This window comes from Mycolicibacterium thermoresistibile (genome assembly GCF_900187065.1).
GTDB lineage: Bacteria > Actinomycetota > Actinomycetes > Mycobacteriales > Mycobacteriaceae > Mycobacterium > Mycobacterium thermoresistibile.
In genome coordinates this window covers 2,182,901-2,205,963 of sequence record NZ_LT906483.1, presented here as the reverse complement: position 1 = coordinate 2,205,963, position 23,063 = coordinate 2,182,901, and the positions used below count along the sequence as shown (strand labels likewise).

Sequence of the window (23,063 nt, the reverse complement as noted above, 5' to 3'; positions counted from 1 at the left end):
TGCTCCGGACAGCTTTGGTCGTAGGGACAGGGTCGGTGTACCCGCTCGTTCGCAGGGGTACCTGTCGAGGCTACTCGACTGAGGACTTGCTGGACAAACTCGGGTCGCCGAATTTGTCAACCCGCCCGCCGCCGGGCCCGCCGCAGCAACTGCCACAGCACCAGCCCGGCCTGCAGACCCAGCGCCACCGAGATCATCGAGATGAATGTGACGCCGAGGGCGGAGTCCCCGTCGGCCCCGAACAGCTCGGCGAACCCGATCAGCCCCATCGAACCCGGGACCAGCAACCAGAATCCGGGCAGGATCATGGTGATCGCGGGCGGCGCCCCCGGCCGCCGGGACAGCATCAGCGCACACCCGGTGAGGACCAGCCCGCCGGCGAATCCGCTGGCATAGCTGCCGAGGGCGAGGTCGCCGAGGAACTGCGCGGTGAACGCGGCGTAACAGACCGCCAGCAGCCAGGGCAGGAACGACCGCGGCGGAGCGAAGAACAGCATGACCCCGAGGGCGTACACCGCGACACCGAGCCACGGCGCCCAGCTCCCCAGCTTGTTCAACGGTTCCGCACTCAGCCGGGACTCGTCCTCGCCCAGCAGCTGGGCGGCGATCAGGATGCCGAACGCCAACTGGGCGAGCTGGACGAAACCCGCCATGAGCCGGGCCGAGCCGGAGACGATGTCGCGGGCGGTCAACTCGATGACCGCGAGGGTGATCGCCGCGCCGGGCAGGAACATCGCCAGCGGCGGTATCAGGGCGCGCAGCCCGACGTGGTCCAGTTCGAGGTGCTCGACGACGGCGATGCTCACGGTGGCCACGACGAACGCGGCGGTCACCGGCACCAGCGGGCCGAGCTGCCCGAACCGCTGCCCCGCGACCGCCAGGACCCCCACGATCAAACCCAGGGCGGCCGCGCCGAGCAGGTTCAGCGGGCTCGGTTCGAGCACCAGGCCCAGACCGGTGCTCCACACGCCGTAGCCGAGCACGGTCAGCCACGGCGGATACGGCGCCGGCCGGGCCAGGATCCGGTCGAGCCGGTCATTGCCGTCGGTCGGGGAAACCGCCCCCCGCATCGCCGCGGACACCAGCCGGGCCAGCGGAAACATCTGGTCGAACCGGAGTTCGGCGTCCTGATGCGCGGCCGCCGTCGCGGTCCCGCCGGGCGCCGGACCGGTCACCTGCACCGAATTGGGCAGCGCGACGACCTCATGGGATGTTCCGTAGGCGGCGGAGGCCCGGTCGAGCATCTGCCGGATCAGCGTGACCGGATAGTTCGCCGCCCCCATGGCCGCGCCCAGCCGGGCCAGGAACCGGACCTGGGGGTCTGCGGGGTGTTCCATAGGGTTTCGTGGGGGTTTCGTGGGGGTTTCGTGGGGGTTTCGTGGGGTTCGGTGGGGTTCCGTGGGCGGCCGGGGAGTCCGGGCGGGATCCGGTTCAGTGCGCCGCGGCGTCCCAGGACCGGCCGAATCCGACGCTGACCTCCAGCGGCACGTCCAGCGGGTAGGCGCCGCCCATCTGCTCGCGCACCAGCTGTTCCAGGGTGTCCCGCTCCCCCGGCGCGACCTCGAACAACAGCTCGTCGTGCACCTGCAGCAGCATCCGCGATTTCAGGCCCGCGGCTTTGATCGCCTCGTCGACGTTGATCATCGCGACCTTGATGATGTCGGCGGCGCTGCCCTGGATCGGGGCGTTGAGGGCGGCACGTTCGGCGGCCTCGCGCACCTGCCGATTGCTGCTGTCCAGTTCGGGCAGGTACCGGCGGCGGCCCAGCACCGTGGAGGTGTAACCGTCCTTGCGGGCCTGTTCGACCACCGACTGCAGATAGTCGCGCACCTTGCCGAACCGGGCGAAGTACTGCTCCATCTGCACCTTGGCCTCTTCGGTGGAGATCTTGAGCTGCTGGGCCAGCCCGTAGGCGCTCAGCCCGTAGGCCAGCCCGTAGGACATCGCCTTGACCCGGCGCCGCAGCTCCGGGGTGACCTCCTCGATGGGCACCGAGAACGCCCGCGACGCGACGAACGAATGCAGGTCCTCCCCGGTGCGGAAGGCTTCGATCAGGCCCTCGTCACCGGACAGGTGCGCCATGATCCGCATCTCGATCTGGCTGTAGTCGGCGGTCATCAACTCGGCGTACCCGTCGCCGACGACGAACGCGTCGCGGATCATGCGGCCCGCCTCGGTGCGGATCGGGATGTTCTGCAGATTCGGCTCGGTCGACGACAGCCGCCCGGTCGCCGCGATGGTCTGGTTGAAGGTGGTGTGGATCCGGCCGTCGGCGGCCACCGAGTTCAGCAGCCCGTCGACGGTGACCTTGAGCCGGGTGGCGTCGCGGTGGGCGAGCAGATGCTGCAGGAACGGATGTCCGGTCTTCTCGAAGAGACTCTGCAGCGCGTCGGCGTCGGTGGTGTAGCCGGTCTTGGTGCGTTTGGTCTTGGGCATGCCGAGCTCGTCGAACAACACCCCCTGCAGCTGTTTGGGCGAGCCCAGGTTGATCTGCTTGCCGATCACCGCGTAGGCGGCCTCGGCGGCGTCGCGGATCTGACCGGCGAACTCGCTCTGCAGCTCGCCGAGCCGGTCGAGGTCGACCGCGATGCCGGCGGTCTCCATCTCGAACAGCACCCGCTGCACCGGCAGCTCCATCCGCTCCAGCAGGGACAGCGAGTCGATGCGGGCCAGCTCCTCGTCGAGCGCGTCGGCCAGATCCATCACCGCGCAGGCCCGCAGCAGCAGGGTCTGCACGGCCTGCTCGTCGACGCCGTCCGACTCGTCGAGCAGCGAGAGTTGTTGCTGCTCAGGCTCTTCGGCACGCAGCTCGCGCCGTAGATAGCGCAGCGTGAGATCGTCGAGGGCGAAGCTGCGCTGCCCGGGCCGCACCAGGTAGGCGGCCAGCGCGGTGTCGGAGGTGACCCCGTTGAGGCGCCAGCCCCGCCCGGCCAGATCGTGCATGGCCTGTTTGGCCTCGTGCAGCGCCTTGGGCGGGCCGGGATCGGCCAGCCAGGACGCCAACGCGGCCTCGTCGTCCGGGTGCAGGGTGGCGGTGTCGATGTAGCGGCCCTCCCCGTCGGCGGCGACGATCGCCAGCGCGGTGGCGTCGGAGTCGAATGTGCGGTGGGTGCCGACCACGGCCAGCCCGAAGCGGTTGCCGAGGCTGTGTTCGGCCAGCCAGGCGGCGAGCTCACCGGGTTCCAGTGCCCGGCCGCGCACGTCGAACCCGTGCTCGACCTCCGGATCGGCCGACGACAGGGTTTCGAACAGCCGGTCCCGCAGCACCCGGAACTCGAGGTCGTCGAACAGCCGGTGGATCTGATCGCGGTCCCACGGCTGCATCCGCAGGGTCTCCGGGGTGTGCGCCAGCGGCACATCCCGGACCAGGTCGGTGAGCTCGCGGTTGAGCACCACGCTGGACAGGTTCGCGCGCAGCGCGTCACCCACCTTGCCGCGCACCGCGTCGACGTTGTCGACGAGCCCCTGCAGCGAACCGTATTCGCGGATCCACTTCGCCGCGGTCTTCTCCCCGACGCCGGGGATGCCCGGCAGGTTGTCGCTCGGGTCGCCGCGCAGCGCGGCGTAGTCGGGGTACTGCTCGGGGGTCAGACCGTACTTCTCGTAGACCGCCTCCGGGGTGAACCGGGTGAGCTCGCTGACGCCCTTGCGCGGGTAGAGCACCGTGACGTTGTCGGTGACCAGTTGCAGGGAGTCGCGGTCGCCGGTGACGATGAGCACCCGGAAGCCCTCCGCTTCGGCCTGGGTGGCCAGGGTGGCGATGATGTCGTCGGCCTCGTAGCCCGGCTCGGCCAGCACCGTGATGCCGAGCGCGGCGAGCACTTCCTTGGTGATCTCGATCTGGCCGCGGAACTCGTCGGGGGTGGCCGCCCGGCCGGCCTTGTACTCCGGGTACTTGTCGAGCCGGAACGTCTGCCGGGACACGTCGAACGCGGCGGCGACATGGGTGGGATTCTCGTCGCGCAGCAGATTGATCAGCATCGCGGTGAACCCGTAGACCGCGTTGGTGGTCAGCCCGCTCTTGGTCTTGAAGTTCTCCGCGGGCAGCGCGTAGAAGGCCCGGAACGCCAGGGAATTGCCGTCCAACAGCAGCAGTGTCGGCTGCTCCGACGTCTGCTCGGCGGGTGCGGGCTGCTCGGTGGTCTTGGCGGGGCTCACGGCCCTACCTTATGCACCCGCGCCGACACCCTGAAGTTCCCTACGGCGTTCGAGAGCCCGACTCCCGGGCGCGCCGAACCAGCACCCGCGCCGGCGGGCTGAGCGTGTCGCCGGCCCGCCAGGCCCACACCAACCGCCCACGCACCTGCGGCCTCAGCCGGACCGCCCGCAGCGTGTCGCGGCCGCGGGCGACCGACCGCGGCACGATCGCCACCCCGAGGCCGTGCTCGGCGAGATCCGCCACCGCCTGCGGGGTGGCCGCCTCGAACGCGATCCGCGGGGTCACCCCGGCCCGCGCACAGGCCCGGTCGAACTGGCGGCGCAAACCCGCACCGGTCGGCAGCGTGATGACGGGCCGGTCGGCGAGTTCCGCCAGTCCGACGTGGGGCCGGCCGGCGAAGGGGTCACCGGGCGCCACCGCGGCGTCGACGGCCTCCTCGGTGATGACGGCGATGTCCAGTCCGTCCGGCCGTTCCCGCGGGCCGATCGAGACGATCGCCACATCGAGCCGGCCGGTCCGCAGCTTGTCGATCAGCGCGTCGGAGCTGTCGGTGCTCAACGTCACCTCCACGTTCGGATGCTCGGCGTGGAAGTCCGCCAGCAGCGCGGGCAGGTCCACGGTGTGCGAGGTGACGGTGCCGATCGACACCGTGCCCCGCAGCAGCCCGGTGAGATCGTCGACGGCGTGACGCGCGGCGGCCGCCGCGGCGAGGGCGGCGCGGGCGTGGGGAAGGACGGCGGCCCCGGCCGCGGTCAGCCGAACGGTCCGCCGCGACCGGTCCAGCAGCGGCTGCCCGAGTTCGGATTCCAGCCGCCGGATCTGCGCGCTGACCGCCGGCTGGGCGATTCTGAGCCGCTGCGCGGCCCGGGTGAAGTTGGCTTCCTCGACGACAGCGACGAAGTAGTGGAGCTGCCGCAGTTCCATAAGCGATCACTATAGTTCTGAGCTCCAATCTGTATTGGACTTATAGTTCAGCTCGGCCGACGCTGGTGTCATGAGCACATTCGTTCTGGTTCCGGGCGCCTGCCACGGTGCCTGGTGGTACGACGATCTGGCCGATCGATTGCGGGCGCACGGGCACTGGGTGCTGGCGATCTGCCCGACCGGTGTGGGCGAACGGGCGCATCTGCTGCACGCCGGGGTGAACCTCGACACCCACATCACCGACGTGCTGGCCGCCCTGCACGCCCACCGGGTGCGGGACGCGGTGCTGGTCGGGCACAGCTACGGCGGCATGGTCATCACCGGGGTCGCCGATCGCGCCGGGCCCCGGGTGGATTCGCTGGTCTACCTGGACGCGTTCGTGCCCCGGGACGGGGAGTCCTGCTGGACCCTCACCACCGACGACCAGCGCGCGTGGTACGGCTCCGTCGACGCCACCGGGCTGGCGGTGCCGCCGCTGCCGTTCTTCGACGAGCGGGCCACCGGGCATCCACTCGCCGCGCTGATGCAGCCGATCCGGTTGTCCGGGACCCTCGAGTCGATCCGTCGCCGGGTGTACGTCTACGCCACCGGGTGGGACGGCGAATCTCCGCTGCGGCCCACCTACGAACGACTCCGCCGGGATCCGGCCTGGACGACGCACGCCCTGGACGCACCGCACAATCTGCTCCGCGAGCACACCGATGCGGTGCTGCGGATCCTGCTCGACACCGCCGTCCCGGCGAGCGGAACAAAACTGCAACACGTTTCAGTTTGATTCCCGGATCGCGTACGCTTTGCGCGTGTCAGGTACAACCCAAGCTCCCGCGATCGACGGCTGGTGGGCCACCGACGAATCAGGGTCCCCACACCTCGTCGGCGCCAGATGCCCGCAGTGCGGCACCTACGTCTTCCCGCCGCGCGCCAACAACTGCCCGAATCCGGCCTGCGCCGGTGACGAACTCGAACAGGTCCCGTTGTCGCGGCGCGGCACGCTGTGGAGCTACACCGAGAACCGGTACGCTCCCCCGCCGCCGTATCCGGCGCCGGATCCGTTCGAACCGTTCGCGGTCGCCGCGGTGGCTCTCGCCGACGAAGGGCTGATCGTGCTCGGCAAGGTCGTCGAGGGCACCCTGGCCGCCGACCTGAAGGTCGGCATGGAGATGGAGCTGACCACCATGACCCTGTTCGTCGACGACGAGGGTGTCGAACGCACCGTCTACGCCTGGAGGATCGCCGAATGAGCCCGGAACCGGTCTACATCCTCGGCGCGGGCATGCACCCGTGGGGGAAGTGGGGACGCGACTTCACCGAGTACGGCGTGGCCGCCGCCCGGGCGGCGCTGGCCGAGGCCGGCCTGGACTGGCGGCAGATCCAGTTCGTCGCCGGCGCCGACACCATCCGCAACGGTTACCCGGGTTTCGTCGCCGGGTCGACGTTCGCCCAGAAGCTGGGCTGGAACGGGGTTCCGGTGTCGTCGTCGTACGCGGCGTGTGCCAGCGGATCTCAGGCGTTGCAGAGCGCGCGGGCCCAGATCCTGGCCGGGTTCTGCGATGTGGCGCTGGTGATCGGCGCCGACACCACCCCGAAGGGGTTCTTCGCCCCGGTCGGCGGGGAACGCAAGAACGATCCGGACTGGCAGCGGTTCCACCTCATCGGTGCGACCAACACGGTGTACTTCGCGCTGTTGGCGCGGCGGCGGATGGACCTCTACGGCGCCACCGCGGAGGACTTCGCGGCGGTCAAGGTCAAGAACGCCCGGCACGGTCTGCACAACCCGTACGCCCGGTACCGCAAGGAGACCTCCATCGAGGACGTGCTGGCCAGCCCGGTGGTCTCCGATCCGCTGCGGCTGCTCGACATCTGCGCCACCTCCGACGGCGCCGCGGCGTTGATCGTGGCCAGCAGGAGCTTCGCCGAGAAACACCTCGGCTCGGTGCAGGGGGTGCCGTCGGTGCGGGCGGTCTCCACCGTCACCCCGCGCTACCCGCAGCATCTGCCCGAACTGCCGGACATCGCCACGGATTCCACCGCGGTGGTGGACGCGCCGGAGCGGGTGTTCAAGGATCAGATCCTCGACGCCGCCTACGCCGAGGCCGGCATCGGGCCGGAGGACCTCTCACTGGCGGAGGTCTACGACCTGTCCACGGCGCTGGAGCTGGACTGGTACGAGCATCTCGGACTGTGCGCCAAGGGTGAGGCCGAGCAGCTGTTGCGCAGCGGCGCCACCGCGCTCGGCGGCCGGATCCCGGTCAACCCGTCCGGCGGGCTGGCCTGTTTCGGGGAGGCCATCCCGGCCCAGGCGATCGCGCAGGTGTGTGAACTGACCTGGCAGCTGCGGGGTCAGGCCACCGGCCGCCAGGTGGAGAACGCGAAAGTCGGGATCACCGCCAACCAGGGTCTGTTCGGGCACGGTTCGTCGGTCATCGTTGCCCGCTGACCAGTTCGCCGTCTACGGGCCCTCGCACTGGGGCGCCCTGGCGGTGTTCGTGGTCGGCGCGGTGACGTTGGTCCGGGTCGGCCGGCGGCAGACCGCCGAGCACGCCCGGTGGTTGGGCCGGATCCTCGGCGGCGTCACCGCGCTGATCTACGCGGCGATGCTCGTTCATGCGCTCGTTCCGCCGACGGTGGAGCGTTCGGTGCCACTGCGGCTCACCGACCTGGCGACCGTCGCCGCCGCGTACGCGTTGTGGTCACAACGACACTGGGCGTACGCGCTGACCTACTACTGGGGGCTGGTGCTCAGCGCGCAGGCGCTGATCACACCGGTGCTGCGCAGCCCCGACTTCCCGCACTACGAGTATCTGGCGTTCTGGGCCATCCACCTGCTGGTGGTCTGGGCGGCCATCTATCTCACCTGGGGGCGCGGGCTGCGGCCCAGCTGGCGCAGCTACCGCATCACCGTGCTGATCACCCTGGTGTGGGCGGCGGTGACGTTCACGTTCAACCGGATCGCCGGCACCAACTACGGGTTCCTCAACGGCAAACCGGGCACACCGTCACTGCTGGATCTGATGGGTCCGTGGCCGGTGTACATCCTCGTCGCGTCCGTGCTGATCCTGGCCGTGTGGGCGTTGATGACCTGGCCGTGGCAACGTAGACGGGATGACTGAGCAGTCCAAGACCGTCGCGGTGCGGGTCAAACCCAACAGCCGCAAGGGCCCGCTGGTCCAGACCGCCGACGACGGCACGCTGACCGTGTATGTGCGCGAGCCGGCCGTCGAGGGCAAGGCCAACGCCGCGGTGATCAAGGTGCTGGCCGACCATTTCGACGTGCCGCGGAGCCGGGTGGAACTGGTGGCGGGAGCGAGTGCCCGCATCAAGCGGTTCCGCATCGGTTGACGCCTTTTTCTCCCCGCGAGTGACCCTATCTGTACGGCGTTCACGGCGTGTCGGCGTGCAGACACGGACCGTCGCGGGAGGAGAGGTCGGGGTCAGGCGACGCCGAGGTAGGCGGCGCGGATGCTGTCGTCGGCCAACAGCTCCCGGGCCGGACCGGAGCGGGTGATCTCGCCGGTCTCCAGGATGTAGGCGCGGTCGGAGCGGCTCAGCGCCTGCTGGGCGTTCTGCTCCACCAGCAGGACCGTGGTGCCCTGGGCGTTGATGTCGGCGATGATGCCGAAGATCTGCGAGATCACCATCGGCGCCAACCCCATCGACGGCTCGTCGAGCAGCAGCACCTTCGGCCGCGCCATCAGCGCCCGCCCGATGGCCAGCATCTGCTGTTCCCCACCGGACAGCGTTCCGCCCACCTGATCCCGCCGTTCGGCCAGCCGCGGAAACGTCTGCAGCACCCAGTCCAGCCGCTCCCGGTGTTCGGCACGGGAAGCGAATCGCCTCCCGTAGCAACCCATGTCGAGGTTCTCCAGGACGGTCATACCGGGGAAGACGCCACGGCCCTCCGGAACCTGGATCAACCCGTCGGCGACCCTGCGGTGGGCGCTGACCCGGGTGATATCGCGGCCGTCGAACCAGACCGAACCGCGGGTCAGCGGACGCAACCCGGAGATGGCGCGCATCATCGTGGTCTTACCGGCGCCGTTGGAGCCCAGCAGGGTCACCAGTTCGCCCTCGTGCACCCGCAACGAGACCCCGTGCAGGGCCCGGATCCGGCCGTAGTGCACCTCGACGTCGCGGACCTCCAACATCACCCGGGGCGACTCCCGGTCAGCCGCTTCAGCCGATCTCGTCATCGGGCACCCCCAGATACGCGGCGATCACCGCGGGATCCTCGCGGATCGCCGCCGGCGGGCCGTCGGCGATCTTGCGGCCGAACTCCAGCACCACGATGCGATCGGTGACCCCCATGACCAGCTTCATGTCGTGTTCGATGAGCAGCACGGTGTACCCGTCGTCGCGGATCTTGCGGATCAGGTCGATCAGCGCGGCCTTCTCGCTGGGGTTGAAACCGGCCGCCGGCTCGTCCAGGCACAACAGTTTCGGTTCGGTGGCCAGCGCCCGGGCGATCTCCAGACGGCGCTGATCACCGTAGGGCAGGTTCTTGGCCTTCTCCTCTGCCCGGTGTGCGATCCCGACGAAATGCAAGAGCGCGGTGGCGCGTTCGATCGCCGACCGCTCCTCCCGGCGGTGCCGCGGGCTGCGGAACAGCGCGCCGGGCACCGAGGTCTTGTGCCGGGCGTCGGTGCCGACGACGACGTTCTCCAGCGCCGTCATCTCACCCCACAACCGGATGTTCTGAAAGGTGCGGGCGATCCCGAGCCGGGTGATCTGATGCCGCTTGATCCGGCCCAACTTCTGCCCGTCGAAGATCACCGCACCCGACGCCGGCCGGTAGACACCGGTGATCGCGTTGAAACAGGTGGTCTTCCCGGCGCCGTTGGGTCCGATCAGACCGAGGATCTCACCGCGCCGGATGTTGAAGCTGACCGAGTCCAGAGCCACCAGCCCGCCGAACTTGACCGTGAGATCGACCGTCTCCAACAGGATCTCACCCTCGGCGGCGCGGATATCGCGGTGCACCCCGGCCAGTTCCTCGATGCTCATGACGACACCGGCTCCCGATCGTCGGGCCGGGCGCGCAGCATCTCGCGGGCGGATCTGCCGTAGGCCAGCAGCTGCTGGCGCGCCGGGAACAGCCCCGCGGGACGGAAGATCATCATCACCACCAGCGCCAGACCGAAGAACAGATACTTCAGATCGCCGAGGTTCACACCGAGGAGCTCCACGCCGAGCAGCCGGTTGGGCAGATACACGATGACGAAGGCGCCCAGCACCACCCCGAGTTTGTTGCCCTGCCCGCCGAGCACCACCGCGCACAGGAACAGCATTGAGTTGATGATGTTGAACGTCGGCGGCGCGACGTACTGGACCTGCCCGGCGTACAACGCGCCGGACAGCCCGCCGATCGCGGCGCCGATCACGAACGCCCAGACCTTGAACTTGAAGGTGTTGACGCCCATCACCTCTGCGGCGTCCTCGTCCTCGCGGATGGCGATCCAGGCCCGTCCGACCCGGCTGCGTTCGAGGTTGCCGACCAGTACCAGGATCACCGCGATCAGCACCAGGCCCAACCAGAACCACCAGGTGCCGTAGTTGGCCGCGCCGGCCGAGTTGCCGCTGGAGAACACCCCGTCGGGCAGCCGCTCGCTCTCCCCCACCCGCGGGTAGGCCACCTGGTGCAGGCCGCGGGCGCCGTTGGTGACGCCGGACAGGTTGTCGGCGACCAGGCGGATGATCTCGCCGAATCCCAGCGTCACGATGGCCAGATAGTCGCCGCGCAGCCGCAGCGTCGGGGTTCCGATGATCAGCCCGGAGAACGCGGTGACCGCCATGGCCAGCGGCACACACGACAGCCAGGCCCAGTCGCTGGAGAAGAACACCGTCCAGCCCATCCGGTTCCACGGACTCTCCGGGCTGGTGAGCAGCGCCACCGTGTAGGCGCCGACGGCGTAGAACCCGACATAGCCGAGGTCCAGCAGCCCGGCCTGGCCGACCACCACGTTGAGGCCGATCGCGATCAGCGCGAACATCGCGAACTGGGCCATGGTGCCGCCGAAGCTGATCCCGGGGGTGTCCAGAAACGGCGGGGTGTACAGCGGCAGCAGCGCCAGCACGCCGAACCCGAGCAGTCCGACCGCCCACTTATGCCCCCGGGTGCGCGAATCCCACCACCGCCGCACCACATCACCCGGAGCCAACAGCCGATTCACACTCGCGCCTTTCCGAGGCTTTCACCGAGTATCCCGGTCGGCCGGAAGAACAGCACCAGCACCAGCAGGACGAAGGCGACCACGTCACGCCATTGGGTGCCGAACACCGCCTGACCGTAGTTCTCCATCACCCCGAGCAGCAGGCCGCCCAGCAGCGCGCCGCGCAGGTTGCCGATACCGCCGAGCACCGCGGCGGTGAAGGCCTTGATGCCCAACAGGAATCCGCCGGAGTAGATGATGGCCTGCGGCATCTTCAGCGTGTACAGCAGCGCCGCGGCGCCGGCCAGCAGACCGCCGATCACGAAGGTGGTGAGGATGACCCGCTCCCGTGACACCCCCATCAGGGTGGCGGTGTCGGGATCCTGGGCCACCGCACGGATGCCGCGTCCGAGCCGGGTCCGGTTGATCACCACATCGGTGATCAGCGCGAGCACCAACGCCGCGAACACGATGATCAGTGTCACGTTGCTGACCCGGACGTCGCCGAGCGTGAACTGGGTTTCCGGTGTCACCAGGCGGATCGGCTGCTGGGCGTTCGAACCGCCGTAGCCGTCGAGGATCTTGGGCAGGATGAAGTGCACGAACTCCTGCAGCACGAACGACATGCCGATCGCGGTGATGAGGAACGACAACCGCGCCGCGTTGCGCCGCCGGAGCGGCCGGTAGGCGATGAACTCCAGGCCCGCTGCGGCGGTGCCGGACACCGCGATGGCGAACAGCATCGCGATGCCCAGATACAGCACCGTCAGCCCGATCCCGAGGTCGTAGGCGTTGCCCCGGGGCGTGAACCCGAGGATGACGTCGAGGCAGAAGTACGAGCCGAACATGCCCAGCATGAACACCTCGGCGTGGGCGAAGTTGATCAGCTTCAGCACGCCGTAGACCAGCGTGTAGCCGACCGCCACCAATGCGTAGATGGCGCCCCAGGACAGCCCGTCGATGGTCAACTGCAGCAGGCCCTCCCGCAGGCCCTGCAGGTTGAAGGTGATGTCGGCGGCGTGACAGGTGTAAAGGGCCACGCACTGGTGGGTCATCCGGCGGCTACTCCTCGAGCGGGATCTGGGCGAACCGGAGCGCGTCCGAGGTGCGCGGCCCTGGACGCGCTGCGGGTCGACGAGTTACTGGACCTCGTAGATCCAGATCAACGTGTCGGTGAGTTCACCGGTCGGCGACCACTGGTAGGTGCGCGCCACCCCGGTGCCGCTGTAGCCGCGGACGTATTCCAGCAGTGCGGGCCGGGTCACGGCGCCGGAGTCGATGCCCGTGAGCAGGATGGTGCCCAGGTCGTAGCCCTCGGTGCTGTAGGTGCCCGGATCCCGGTTGAACTTCTGGCGGTACTCCTCGGCGAACTCCGCCGGCGCCGGGCTGCACGGGCAGGACAGCAGGGTGCCGGCGGCGGCGTCGCCGGCCTGTTTGATGAACTCGGGGTCCTTGCTGCCGTCGGCGCTGACGAACGTCGCCTCCACGCCGCCGTCGCGGAGTTGCTGGACGAACGGCGCGGCCTCGGGATAGTAGCCGCTGAAGAACACCGAATCGGGTGCGGCGGTGCGGATCTGGTTGATCGCCGCGGCGAAGTCCTTGTCGCCCTTCTTGATCGAGATGTTGCACGCCCCGTCGGCGACCGGGCCGAGCGTCTCCCGCACCACCTGGGCCAGGCCGACGCCGTAGTCGGTGCTGTCGTCGACCACACACACCTTCCGGTCACCCGACGTGTTGCGCAGGTAGTTGGCCACCGCCTGCCCCTGGGATCCGTCGTTGCCCAGTCCGCGGAAGAAGGTACGCCACCCGTTCTCGCTGAGGGTGACGTTGGTCGCCGACGCGGTGGTGGCCACCAGCCCGGCCTGACTGAACACCCCGCCGGTGGACTTGGTCTCCCCGGAGAAGGCGGGACCCACCAGGCCGACGATGCTCTGGTCGTCGACGATCTGCGGGGCGATCGCGGACGCCTTCTGCGGATCGCCCTCGGTGTCGAACGTCTTCAACTCGACCTGACAGCCCGGATTGGCCTCATTGTGTTTGTCGACGGCGAGTTGCACGCCGTTGCGGATGTTGATGCCGAGCGCCGAATCCGGGCCGGTGAGCGCACCCGCCATGGCGATCGACACCGGCGGGCAGGTGGCCGAGCCGTCGCCGGCCGGATCCGCGGCGGCGGTGACGTCAGGGGGTTGGACCTCCGCCCCGTTCTCGTCGATCGCCACGCGTTCGACGATCTTCAGGTCGCCCTGCGCCCCGTCGTCCTCGGCCGCGGGCTGAGTGCAGCCGGCAAGGGCCAGCGCGATCACACCCGCACCACCGAGCGCCACCACATTCCGTGCCACCCGACCGTGCACGCTTCACCTCCGGTTCGTGTTGTCGTCGCTAGAACATAACCAACGACACACGATGGTGCGCGCGGAAGGCGGGCGGGTCGGGCCAAATCAACGCCGGTCAGTTCGACGGGGTCTGATCCTTCGGCGTGTCGAGGTTTTCCAGCACCACCTCGGCGACCCGTTTCATCGTGGTGCGCCGGTCCATCGCCGCCCGTTGGATCCACTTGAACGCCTCGGGCTCGGTCATGTTGTGCTTGGCCTGCAACAACCCCTTGGCGCGCTCGACGAGCTTGCGGGTCTCCAACCGCTCGGACAGTTCGGCGACCTCGGACTCCAGGGCGGTGATCTCGGCGAACCGGCTCACCGCCACCTCGATCGCCGGGATCAGGTCGGTGATGCTGAACGGTTTCACCAGGTAGGCCATGGCGCCGGCATCGCGGGCCTGTTCCACCAGATCACGTTGGCTGAACGCGGTGAGCACCACGACCGGGGCGATACGCTTGGCGGCGATCTCGCGGGCGGCGTCGATCCCGTCCCGGCGCGGCATCTTGACGTCCATGATCACCAGGTCGGGCCGCAGGCTCTCGGCGAGCTCCACGGCCTCCTGCCCGTCGCCGGCTTCACCGACCACGTCGTAGCCTTCGTCGCGCAGCATCTCCGCCAGATCGAGCCGGATCAGCGCCTCGTCCTCGGCGACGAGCACTCTGCGCGGTGGGGTATCGGTCGTTGCACCGGTCATGACTGACCATTGTGACGGCCGGACACGCGGCCAGTCACGTCGGGACCGGCCATTTTCCTACGCCCCCTGTCAGCCCCCTTGTTGTGCCCGAGGTGGGACTCGAACCCACACGGTGTTGCCACCACCGGATTTTGAGTCCGGCGCGTATGCCAATTTCGCCACTCGGGCCACGCGGTTCGATGCTAGCGCAGCCCGCATCGCGCATCGCACCGGCGCGGGCGTCGTGACCGGCATACCCTGCTGGAGTGGCTGTCAGTGACGCCCGGGGGCCGGCATGTTCGCCGACGGTGGCCCGGCAGGGTGTGCCGGCGCGCACGCAGCGCTATGCCGAGAGCATCCGCAGCCGCTACAGGATGCTGACGATCGCGGCGTGGATCGCGGCCGCGGTGTCGGCGGGTTTCGGGACGTTGCAGCTGGTGTTGGGCGGTCAGACCCGGCTGCTGGGCGTGATCAACCTGGCGGTGGCGGTGGTTTTCACGCTGATCCCGCTGCTGTACCGGTTCGGTGAACTGCTCGCGCCGCTGTCGTTCTTCCTGTTCGCCTATCTGTCGGTGGGGTTCATGTGTTTCTCCATCGGCACCGGATCGGGTCTGCAGCTGTACCTGCTGGTGGCGGCCTCGCTGGTGGTGCTGCTGCTGGGGGTGGACCGCATCGTGCTGGCGGCCGGGATCGTCGCCGTCGGCGTGGTGGGGATCATCGTGCTGGAACTGGTGGTGCCCGAGGACCGCGGGCTGGGACCGGCGTGGATGCTGACGGCCGGTTTCGTGACGTCGGCGGTGTCGTCGGCGCTGATCATCTTCGCCACGTTGTGGTACGCGCTGCGGGAGATCGCACGCACCGAGGCGGCGATGGAAGCCGAGTATCAGCGCTCGGAGTCGCTGTTGCTCAACATCCTGCCGGCCAGTGTGGCCCGCCGGCTCAAGGATCCGGCCCGGACGGTCATCGCCGACAAGTACGACGACGCGTCGGTGCTGTTCGCCGACATCGCCGGCTACACCCGGTGGGCCGGCGCCACCACCCCGTCCGAGTTGGTGCTGTTCCTGGACCGGCTGTACACCGAACTGGACGCGCTGGTCGACCGGCACGGCCTGGAGAAGGTGAAGACCAGCGGTGACTCGTACATGGTGGTCAGCGGGGTGCCGCAGCCCCGGCCGGATCATCTCGAGGCGCTGGCGGACTTCGCACTGGACATGGCGGCCGCGGTCGGGCGGCTGCGGGATCCGCAGGGCCGCACCGTGCCGTTGCGGATCGGACTGGCCGCAGGCCCGGTGGTCGCCGGCGTGGTCGGGGCGCGGAAGTTCTTCTACGACGTCTGGGGGGACGCCGTCAACGTCGGGTCCCGGATGGAGAGCACCGACGTCGTCGGCCGGATTCAGGTCGCACAGGATGTGCGGGACCGGCTGCGGGATTCGTTCGTGTTCGAGGAGCGCGGTGCGATCGAGGTCAAGGGCAAGGGCGTGATGCACACCTGGTATCTGCTCGGGCGCCGCTCGGATCGTCAGGGTTCGGATCGGCAGGGTTCGGGTCGGCAGGGTTCGGGTCGGCAGGGTTCGGGTCGGCAGGGTGGCACGGAGGCCTCGACCGCCGCCCGGACCCACGGCTGACCGGTCAGCGCCGGCTCTGCTCCCGGGTGTCGATCTGGTTCGGCGTCAACCGTTCCGCCAGTGCGGCCAGCCGCCACGTCGTCTCCCGGTTACGCGGCCAGATCGCCAACTGCGCCAACGGATTCGGGATGAACTTGCCCGGCCCGCTGACCGGATACTCGTCCATCTCGAGATGGCAGCCGCCATCCGGGTTGTCCGACAGCCTGAGCTCGATGCGGGCACCGCCCATCGGACCACCCTTGGCGTGCAGCACGATCCGCTCGAGCGGCACGCACTCTTCGACCACCGTCACATCGTTGATCACCAGCGGCCACAACCCGATCGAGTGCCGGATGGTCGAGCCGGGCGCGGGCCAATCCGGGTCGACGGCGCGCATCCGGCTGTTCCCGACCACCCATTGCGAGTAGGTCCAGCCGTCGGCGATCACCTCCCACAGCTGTCGGCGGGAGGCGGGTACATCACGCTTCACGGTCACGGGGCTTCTAGTACCCCGTCACGCGGCATCGAACACCCGCGGGTGGGATTGGATCACCCGCGGGTGCGAACCCGGTCGATGGCGTCACCCACCGTCTAGACCTTGCGGTTCTCCATCTTGATCAGCCAGGCCTGCTTCTCCAGGTTCACGATGATGTCGTGGAGGATGTCGGCGCTGGCGGGGTCCTCCGCCTCGACCTGGTCGCGGACACCGCGCACGGTCTCCACCGCGGCGTGGATGTGCCCGGTGATCAGGTCCACCGCTTCGGCGGTGTTCACCTCATAAGCGGGGAACTTCGGCAACGTGGTGCTGTCGGCGACGGTGTCGGCCCTGCCGTCGGGCACCGCGTCGAGCGCGCGCATCCGTTCGGCGACGACATCGCCGGCCTCGCGGGCGTAGTCGACCAGTTCATCGAGTTGCAGGTGCAGGTCACGGAAGTTGGTGCCCACCACGTTCCAGTGCGCCTGCTTACCCTGCAGCTGCAGTTCGATCAGCTCGACCAGCACCCGCTGGAGGTTCGCCGCCAGTTCGGGCGAGGCGTGGAAAGGACGTACGTCGGTTTCGTTTCGTCGTGCGGTGATCCTCGTGGTACTCATGTCCGTTTCAACGAACGGGGCACCGGCTTTGCTTCCGGGCGGCCGGGTGAAGGCTCTCACACGGGTTCGTTGTCGGCCTGGTGTTTGCCGGTGCCGCGGGATTCGCCGGCCGGGTGGGATTCGCCGGCGGCGTGGGTGAGCCACCGGGCGTAACCGCCGCCCGTGCCCAGCAGCACCAGGCCGACGACGATGAACACCACCACCCGGAAGATCCCGTCGAGGGTGCCGAGATCGAACAGGAACAGTTTCGCCACGGCGGCGGCGACCAGCGCCAGCCCACCGCCGAGCGGCATCGCACGGTCGGCTCGGGGCCGTCGGGCCGCGTACCACAGCAGCGCGGCGGCCAGGCCGATCCAGCAGATCGTGGCCGCCATGTGCCCGGCGAAGAAGCCACCGCCCACGCCGCCGGCCAGCACCCCGGCGGTCACCGTGAACGTGGTCACCGCGTACAGCAGCACCGTGGCGGCGCCCAGCCACGGCAGCGGTCCCGCCGCGGGTACGTGGGCGCGCCAGGTCCAGACGATCGCCACCACGCAGCAGATGAGCAGCACGCTGGCGATCAGCACCGCGACCGCGGTCGGGGCCGCCACCGCGATCGGCCGCAGCACCCGGTAGGGCGGGGCGACGCCGAGGTAGTACAACCCGCCGACGACCGCGAAGCCGAGCGCGATCCAGCGGGCGGTGCGGTCGTGCCGGCCCGCCACCGCCACCACCGTCGCCATCGCCAGCAGCACCGGCGCGGCGACCGGTGCGTCGAAGGCGACCGTGACCGCGATCAGTGCGGCGACGGCCGCCCACACCGACAGGATGCGGCGCAACGGACCGGTCCGGACCAGCTCGACCCGGATCAGCCCGGCGCCGGCCGCCATGGCCAGCAGGGCGGCGCTCAGCGCGGCGGCCATCAGCGCCGACACCGCGGGTCGCTCCGCCCACGACACGCACAGCACCGGCAGCGTGCCGGCCGCGGTGAGCAGGCCCAGCGCGGTGTGGTTGCGTGTGCTGGGCGCCAACAGCAGTGCCGCGGCCAACGCCAGCACCGCGGCGATGCCGCAGGCGGCGGTGAGCGCGGGAACGCGGTCCTGGGCGAATGATGCGCCCAGCAACGCACCCAGGATCGGCAGCGTCACCGACGCGGTGCGGGCGGCGTGCAACCAGATCCAGTCCCGCCCCAGCTGCACGGGCAGCGACGCCGCGCCCAACGCCAGCATGAATCCGATGAGCACCACGGTGATTCCGTCGGTGATGACCGGGGCGAGCAGCACCAGCGGCACCAGCACCAGCAGACCGAGGTGCTCGGAGTCCCAGCGGCGGGCCAGCATCAGTCCGCCGCCGCCGATGACCGCGGCGAGCACCAGCCCGGCCGCGGCCGGCAGCCAGTGGTAGATCGTGCTGACCGCGATGACGTTCATGTACGCGGCGGCGACCCCGGTGGCGGCCAGCGCGACGGCGCCGACCTGGCCGCCGGGCCGGGCGTTCTGCCTGACCGCCGCCCCGACCAGCGCCCCGGCCAGCAGTGCCCCGGCGCCGACCCTGACCTCCGGCCGCAGGATGCCGGCCTGCGCGGCGAGCACCAGCAGCAGCACGACACCGATCAACGTGACCCCCACCCCGGCCACCGCCAGCGCTTTGCCGACCCAGCCCTCGGACCGCGCCGACACGTGGTGCGGCGCCGCCGGATCGGGCGGCGGCGCAGTCGGGGTCGGGGTCAGGGTCGGGGCCGGGGCCGGGCTCGAGGGTGGTGGCGCGGTCGGGGTCGTCTGAGTGACCGGCGCCGAGTACGGGGCCGGATGGTGAGCCGGATAGTGGGCCGGATAGGGCGCGGGATACGCACCGGGATACGGCCGGGGAGCAGCCGGCGGCACAGCCAGGACCCGGTCCAATTCGGCGAGATCGCGCGACACCTTGGCAAATTGGCCGGAGAGGGCTGCGAAGTCGGCGACCAACCGGGTGAGGACGGCATGCGGATCGGTCATGGGGCAATGCTGGCAGCGCCGGCTGCCCGACGGTATGAGTAGGACTACTCGATTCCGCCGCCGGGCCCGGATCGGCGGCTATTCGTCGAGGCCGTGTTCGATGGCGTAGCGGGCCAACTCCACCCGGTTGGCGACCTGCAGCTTACGGAAGGTGGCCTGCACGTGGTTCTCCACGGTGCGGTGGCTCAGCGAGAGCTGCGCGGCGATCTGCTTGGCGGTCAGGCCCTTGGCGACGTACCGCAGGATCTCGGTCTCCCGTTCGGTCAGCCGCGGTGCGTCCGGCCCGGCGCCGGGCTGGCGGGATATCCGCCGGTACTCCCCCAGCACCAGTCCCGCCAGCCCGGGTGTGAACACCGCACGCCCCTGGGCGGTCGCGTGGACCGCGTCGACGAGTTCGGTTTTCGACGCACTCTTGACCAGATAGCCGGTGGCGCCGGCCTTCACGGCCTCCAGGACGTCGTCCCGCTCCTCGGAGGCTGACAGCACCAGCACGCGCGAGTCCGGCGACACGGCGCGCACCTCGGCGGTGGCCCGGGCACCGTCGCCATCGGGCAGGCGCATGTCCATCAGCACCACATCCGGGCGCACCGCGGCCGCCCGCCGCCGCGCCGCCGCGACACCATCGGCGGTGGCCACCACGGACAATCCCGCCTCGGCGAGGTCCCGTGCGACGGCTTCCCGCCAGATCGGGTGGTCGTCGACCACCATCACCGTGGGCTGCTGCGGTTCACCCATGACGACCGTCCTTCCGCGGCACGGTGAGCTCCCATTCCGTGCCCCGTTCCGAGGTGGTGAGGACGGCCTCGCCGCCCAGCGACTCCATCCTGCCGACAATCGATTTCGCGATGCCCATCCGGCCCTCCCGGACCGCCTCGTCGAGCCGGCCGGGTGCGATGCCCGCACCGTCGTCGCGGATGCTCACCGTCACGGTGTCGCCGAGATCCTCCACCAGCACGAACGCGCGGGCGTCCGGGCCGGCGTGCAGCGCGACATTGTCCAGCGCATTACCCACCGCCGCATCGAGTTCCGCGGCGACGTCGGCGTCCATCGGCACCGGTGTGCCGGGCAGGCTCATCGTCACCCGGTCGCAGGCGCGGCGGCGCAACAGGGTCGCCACGTCGACCGTGTGGTCGGCACCGCCCGGTGCGCTCTCGGTGGCGCTGACCAGCCGGCGCAGCGCCCGCTCCTGCTCACCGGCGAGCTCGGCGAGTTCGGTGACCTCTCCCCCGATCTCACGGCCCCGGCGCGCCACCAGCGCCAGCACCTGGATCGCACCGTCGTGGACCTGCCGGGACAGCCGTTCCCGTTCCTCGGTCACCGCGGCCAGCCGGGCCGCCCGTCGCAGTTCGGCGTGGGCACGCCGCGCGGTCTGGGCGGCCATGCCGACGGCCAGGCCCACCGCGAGTTCGATGACGATGGTGGCGTTCCGGCCCAGGTTGATGCTGATGTGCCCCTTCAGCGCGGCGGCGGCCAGCATCACCGCCACCCCGGTCAGCATGCCGCGAACGGGGCCGAACTGGATCGCCGCCGAGATGGTGGCGTTGGTGGCCCACAGGGTGGTGGGCAGCGACTGGTTGTCGGCGACCCAGGCCGCGTCGGCGATCAGGCCGGTGGCCAGCATCAGCGCGATGACGACCACGATCTCCGCGATCACCCAGCCGGGCCGGCGAGCGAATCCGTTGAGATAGCCGACCGCACAGGCTGCGCTCCAGGCGAGCAGCACCGCCAGCATCAGCCAGCCCGCCGCCGGGTGGCGCAGATCGCCGTTGACCGCGATCTGGAATCCCACCGCGTACAGACAGCTGAGCAACCGGAACACCTGCGCCGCCCGCCACAGCGGGGTGGCGGGGTCAACGCGTTCGGCGGCCATATCGGTCAAGGTTAGTCACCGGACGCACCGCACACTCGATGTCCAGAATGCCGTCACGACGCGAGTTGCTGTGCGAAACTTCGGGAATGAACACTGCTGCTTCGCCACGGCTGTTGCCGTACCTGTGGAAGTCCACCCTGGTCTCCGGTGTCCTCGCGGTCATCCTCGGGGTGCTCATCCTGGTGTGGCCCGGTGAGTCGATCGTCGCCGCCGCCATCCTGTTCGGCGCATATCTGTTGGTGGCCGGGATCACCCAGGTGATCGTCGCGTTCACGCTGGACGTCTCGGCCGGCGGTCGGGTGTTGCTGTTCATCGGCGGCGCCGCCGCGCTCATCCTCGCCGTGCTGTCGATCCGGCAGCTGTGGGAGGGCGATGTCGCGCTGGTGGTGCTGCTGCTGGCCATCTGGATCGGCATCGGATTCGTCTTCCGCGGCGTGGCCACCGCGGTGTCGGCGGTGAGCGATCCGGATCTGCCCGGCCGCGGCTGGCACATCTTCTTCGGGATCGTCAGCCTGCTGGCCGGCATCGTGATGCTGGCGTTCCCGTTCTCGTCGCTCACCGTGCTGATGCTGGTCACCGGTGTCTGGCTGATCGTGCTCGGTGTGTTCGAGATCGTCGCCGCGTTCAGCGTGCGGAAGGCGACCCGCAGGCTCGAGGAACTCACCACCGGCGGCTAGGGGATCGGACGGCTCACCGGCGGCGCCCGGCCGCCGGTGAGCAACATTACAACCATCTCTACTACATCCAGTAGTAGTCTCAGGAGGGTACGGGAGGGGCCGATGGACGCGCTGGATCTGTCACGGTGGCAATTCGGGATCACCACCGTCTACCACTTCATCTTCGTACCGCTCACGATCGGGTTGGCGCCGATCCTGGCGGCCATGCAGACCGCCTGGATGGTCACCGGCAACACCGCCTGGTACCGGCTGACCAGGTTTTTCGGCAAACTCTTCTTGATCAACTTCGCACTCGGGGTGGCCACCGGGGTGGTTCAGGAGTTCCAGTTCGGCATGAACTGGAGCGAGTACTCCCGGTTCGTCGGCGACATCTTCGGCGCCCCACTGGCGTTCGAGGGCCTGGTCGCCTTCTTCTTCGAGTCGACCTTCATCGGGCTGTGGGTCTTCGGCTGGGGCCGGCTCAACCGGTGGGTGCACCTGGCGTGCATCTGGATCGTCGCGTTCGCGGTGAACGCCTCGGCGTACTTCATCATCGCCGCGAACTCGTTCATGCAGCACCCGGTGGGAGCCCGATTCAACCCCGAGACGGGCCGGGCCGAGTTGGAGAACTTCGTCGCGCTGCTCACCAACAACACCGCGATCTGGGCCTTCCTGCATGCGGTGGCGGCATCGTTCCTCACCGCCGGCGCCTTCGTCGCCGGGGTGTGCGCCTGGCTGATGGTCCGTTCGCACCGCAACCCCGATGAGTCGGCGCCGGCGCCGACGCTGTACCGGCCCGCCACCATCGCGTCCTGCGTGGTGGTGCTGGTCTCCTCGGTCGCGCTGTTCTTCACCGGCGACATCCAGGGCAAACTGATGTTCGTCCAGCAGCCGATGAAGATGGCCTCGGCGGAATCGCTGTGCTACACCGCGACCGATCCGGGCTTCTCGGTGCTCACCGTCGGCCGGCACAACAACTGCGACAGCGTGGTCCACCTCATCGAGGTACCGTATGTGCTGCCGTTCCTGGCCGAGGGCACGTTCAGCGGCGTCACCCTGGAAGGGGTGGAGGACCTCCAACAGCAGTACGAACAGCGGTTCGGGCCGGGCAATTACCGGCCGAACCTGTTCGTCACGTACTGGTCGTTCCGCGCCATGATCGGCCTGATGCTGGTCCCGGTCGCGTTCGCGCTGGTGGCGCTGTGGCTGACCCGGCGCGGCCGCATCCCGCACCAACTCTGGTTCGGCCGGTTCGGCATCGCCACCATCCCGACCCCGTTCCTGGCCAGTTCGGCCGGTTGGATCTTCACCGAGATGGGCCGCCAACCGTGGGTGGTGGTGCCCGCCCCCGACGGTGACGAGCTGGTGCGGCTGACCGTCCAGGAGGGCGTCTCCGGTCACGCGCCGGGCACGGTGCTGTTCTCGCTGACCGTGTTCACCCTGATCTACGGGGTGCTCGCGGTGATCTGGTTCTGGTTGATGCGCCGCTACGTGGTGGAAGGGCCCCAGGAGCACGACTCCGAACCGGTCCCGCCGTCGCCGCCCGGTGACGACGAGATGGCCCAACTGTCGTTCGCCTACTGAGAGGGCG

Annotated in this window: 22 protein-coding genes and 1 tRNA gene; 8 read left to right on the top strand and 15 right to left on the bottom strand. The window is 69.4% G+C overall.

Annotation, left to right across the window (positions count from 1 at the left end; all coding sequences use genetic code 11):
* Window positions 1-116: 116 nt before the first annotated feature.
* The 3 genes from CKW28_RS10305 to CKW28_RS10295 form a co-directional block, all read right to left on the bottom strand.
* Entirely contained in the window at window positions 117-1,337 is a 1,221-nt protein-coding gene (locus tag CKW28_RS10305; protein ID WP_003923842.1) for a threonine/serine exporter family protein, read from the bottom strand.
* 94 nt (window positions 1,338-1,431) lie between these two features.
* Window positions 1,432-4,158 carry a DNA polymerase I gene (gene polA, locus CKW28_RS10300; protein WP_003923843.1) on the bottom strand — a complete coding sequence of 909 codons (2,727 nt, stop codon included), beginning with the start codon at window positions 4,156-4,158 and terminating at the stop codon, window positions 1,432-1,434.
* Between the two features lie 40 nt (window positions 4,159-4,198).
* A complete protein-coding gene (locus CKW28_RS10295) occupies window positions 4,199-5,083 on the bottom strand; it encodes a LysR family transcriptional regulator (RefSeq protein WP_003923844.1) in 885 nt (294 codons plus the stop codon).
* Window positions 5,084-5,153: 70 nt separating this feature from the next.
* On the opposite strand from CKW28_RS10295, the gene CKW28_RS10290 reads away from it, so the two are divergent.
* The 5 genes from CKW28_RS10290 to CKW28_RS10270 are packed head-to-tail and all read left to right on the top strand — an operon-like array spanning window position 5,154 to window position 8,422.
* A complete protein-coding gene (locus tag CKW28_RS10290; RefSeq protein ID WP_003923845.1) occupies window positions 5,154-5,858 on the top strand; it encodes an alpha/beta fold hydrolase in 705 nt (234 codons plus the stop codon).
* Between the two features lie 25 nt (window positions 5,859-5,883).
* A complete protein-coding gene (locus CKW28_RS10285; RefSeq protein ID WP_003923846.1) occupies window positions 5,884-6,324 on the top strand; it encodes a Zn-ribbon domain-containing OB-fold protein in 441 nt (146 codons plus the stop codon).
* Window positions 6,321-7,520 carry a lipid-transfer protein gene (locus tag CKW28_RS10280; RefSeq protein ID WP_003923847.1) on the top strand — a complete coding sequence of 400 codons (1,200 nt, stop codon included), beginning with the start codon at window positions 6,321-6,323 and terminating at the stop codon, window positions 7,518-7,520. The genes CKW28_RS10285 and CKW28_RS10280 overlap by 4 nt, the downstream gene beginning before the upstream one ends.
* On the top strand, window positions 7,510-8,193 hold the full coding sequence (locus CKW28_RS10275; protein ID WP_003923848.1) for a YwaF family protein: 684 nt from the start codon (window positions 7,510-7,512) through the stop codon (window positions 8,191-8,193). Before CKW28_RS10280 ends, CKW28_RS10275 begins: the two co-directional genes overlap by 11 nt.
* Window positions 8,186-8,422: a DUF167 domain-containing protein gene (locus tag CKW28_RS10270; protein WP_003923849.1), complete on the top strand. Its 237-nt coding sequence runs from the start codon at window positions 8,186-8,188 to the stop codon at window positions 8,420-8,422. The genes CKW28_RS10275 and CKW28_RS10270 overlap by 8 nt, the downstream gene beginning before the upstream one ends.
* Window positions 8,423-8,514: 92 nt before the next feature.
* Here the strand turns inward: CKW28_RS10270 and CKW28_RS10265 are convergent, their stop codons facing one another.
* The 7 genes from CKW28_RS10265 to CKW28_RS10235 form a co-directional block, all read right to left on the bottom strand.
* Window positions 8,515-9,273: an ABC transporter ATP-binding protein gene (locus tag CKW28_RS10265; protein ID WP_040546006.1), complete on the bottom strand. Its 759-nt coding sequence runs from the start codon at window positions 9,271-9,273 to the stop codon at window positions 8,515-8,517.
* On the bottom strand, window positions 9,257-10,084 hold the full coding sequence (locus CKW28_RS10260; protein ID WP_003923851.1) for an ABC transporter ATP-binding protein: 828 nt from the start codon (window positions 10,082-10,084) through the stop codon (window positions 9,257-9,259). The genes CKW28_RS10265 and CKW28_RS10260 overlap by 17 nt, the downstream gene beginning before the upstream one ends.
* The gene (locus CKW28_RS10255; RefSeq protein ID WP_003923852.1) at window positions 10,081-11,250 is read right to left on the bottom strand and encodes a branched-chain amino acid ABC transporter permease; all 1,170 of its coding nucleotides are present in this window, start codon (window positions 11,248-11,250) and stop codon (window positions 10,081-10,083) included. Before CKW28_RS10255 ends, CKW28_RS10260 begins: the two co-directional genes overlap by 4 nt.
* Window positions 11,247-12,284 (bottom strand): branched-chain amino acid ABC transporter permease, encoded by a 1,038-nt coding sequence (locus tag CKW28_RS10250; protein ID WP_003923853.1) that lies wholly within the window; start codon window positions 12,282-12,284, stop codon window positions 11,247-11,249. The genes CKW28_RS10255 and CKW28_RS10250 overlap by 4 nt, the downstream gene beginning before the upstream one ends.
* An 84-nt stretch (window positions 12,285-12,368) precedes the next feature.
* Window positions 12,369-13,580 (bottom strand): branched-chain amino acid ABC transporter substrate-binding protein, encoded by a 1,212-nt coding sequence (locus tag CKW28_RS10245; RefSeq protein ID WP_003923854.1) that lies wholly within the window; start codon window positions 13,578-13,580, stop codon window positions 12,369-12,371.
* Window positions 13,581-13,677: 97 nt separating this feature from the next.
* A complete protein-coding gene (locus CKW28_RS10240) occupies window positions 13,678-14,298 on the bottom strand; it encodes a two-component system response regulator PdtaR (RefSeq protein WP_040546008.1) in 621 nt (206 codons plus the stop codon).
* A gap of 84 nt (window positions 14,299-14,382) precedes the next feature.
* Window positions 14,383-14,466, bottom strand: a tRNA-Leu gene (locus CKW28_RS10235).
* A 77-nt stretch (window positions 14,467-14,543) separates the two neighbouring features.
* Here CKW28_RS10235 and CKW28_RS10230 point away from each other — a divergent pair.
* Window positions 14,544-15,902: an adenylate/guanylate cyclase domain-containing protein gene (locus CKW28_RS10230; protein WP_081475416.1), complete on the top strand. Its 1,359-nt coding sequence runs from the start codon at window positions 14,544-14,546 to the stop codon at window positions 15,900-15,902.
* A gap of 4 nt (window positions 15,903-15,906) precedes the next feature.
* Here CKW28_RS10230 and CKW28_RS10225 read toward each other — a convergent pair whose 3' ends face one another.
* The 5 genes from CKW28_RS10225 to macS all read right to left on the bottom strand — a co-directional run bounded on the left by CKW28_RS10225 (window position 15,907) and on the right by macS (window position 20,816).
* Window positions 15,907-16,377, bottom strand: a complete 471-nt coding sequence (locus tag CKW28_RS10225) for an SRPBCC family protein (RefSeq protein ID WP_003923857.1) — start codon at window positions 16,375-16,377, stop codon at window positions 15,907-15,909.
* A 95-nt stretch (window positions 16,378-16,472) separates the two neighbouring features.
* A complete protein-coding gene (locus tag CKW28_RS10220) occupies window positions 16,473-16,973 on the bottom strand; it encodes a Dps family protein (RefSeq protein WP_040546009.1) in 501 nt (166 codons plus the stop codon).
* 56 nt (window positions 16,974-17,029) lie between these two features.
* Entirely contained in the window at window positions 17,030-18,946 is a 1,917-nt protein-coding gene (locus CKW28_RS10215) for a DUF2339 domain-containing protein (protein ID WP_003923859.1), read from the bottom strand.
* A gap of 78 nt (window positions 18,947-19,024) precedes the next feature.
* On the bottom strand, window positions 19,025-19,681 hold the full coding sequence (locus CKW28_RS10210) for a response regulator (protein WP_003923860.1): 657 nt from the start codon (window positions 19,679-19,681) through the stop codon (window positions 19,025-19,027).
* Window positions 19,674-20,816 (bottom strand): MacS family sensor histidine kinase, encoded by a 1,143-nt coding sequence (gene macS / locus CKW28_RS10205; RefSeq protein ID WP_003923861.1) that lies wholly within the window; start codon window positions 20,814-20,816, stop codon window positions 19,674-19,676. The genes CKW28_RS10210 and macS overlap by 8 nt, the downstream gene beginning before the upstream one ends.
* 86 nt (window positions 20,817-20,902) lie before the next feature.
* Between macS and CKW28_RS10200 the strand changes: the two genes are divergently transcribed.
* The gene (locus tag CKW28_RS10200; RefSeq protein ID WP_040546010.1) at window positions 20,903-21,493 is read left to right on the top strand and encodes an HdeD family acid-resistance protein; all 591 of its coding nucleotides are present in this window, start codon (window positions 20,903-20,905) and stop codon (window positions 21,491-21,493) included.
* Window positions 21,494-21,595: 102 nt separating this feature from the next.
* A complete protein-coding gene (locus CKW28_RS10195; protein WP_003923863.1) occupies window positions 21,596-23,056 on the top strand; it encodes a cytochrome ubiquinol oxidase subunit I in 1,461 nt (486 codons plus the stop codon).
* Window positions 23,057-23,063 lie beyond the last annotated feature (7 nt).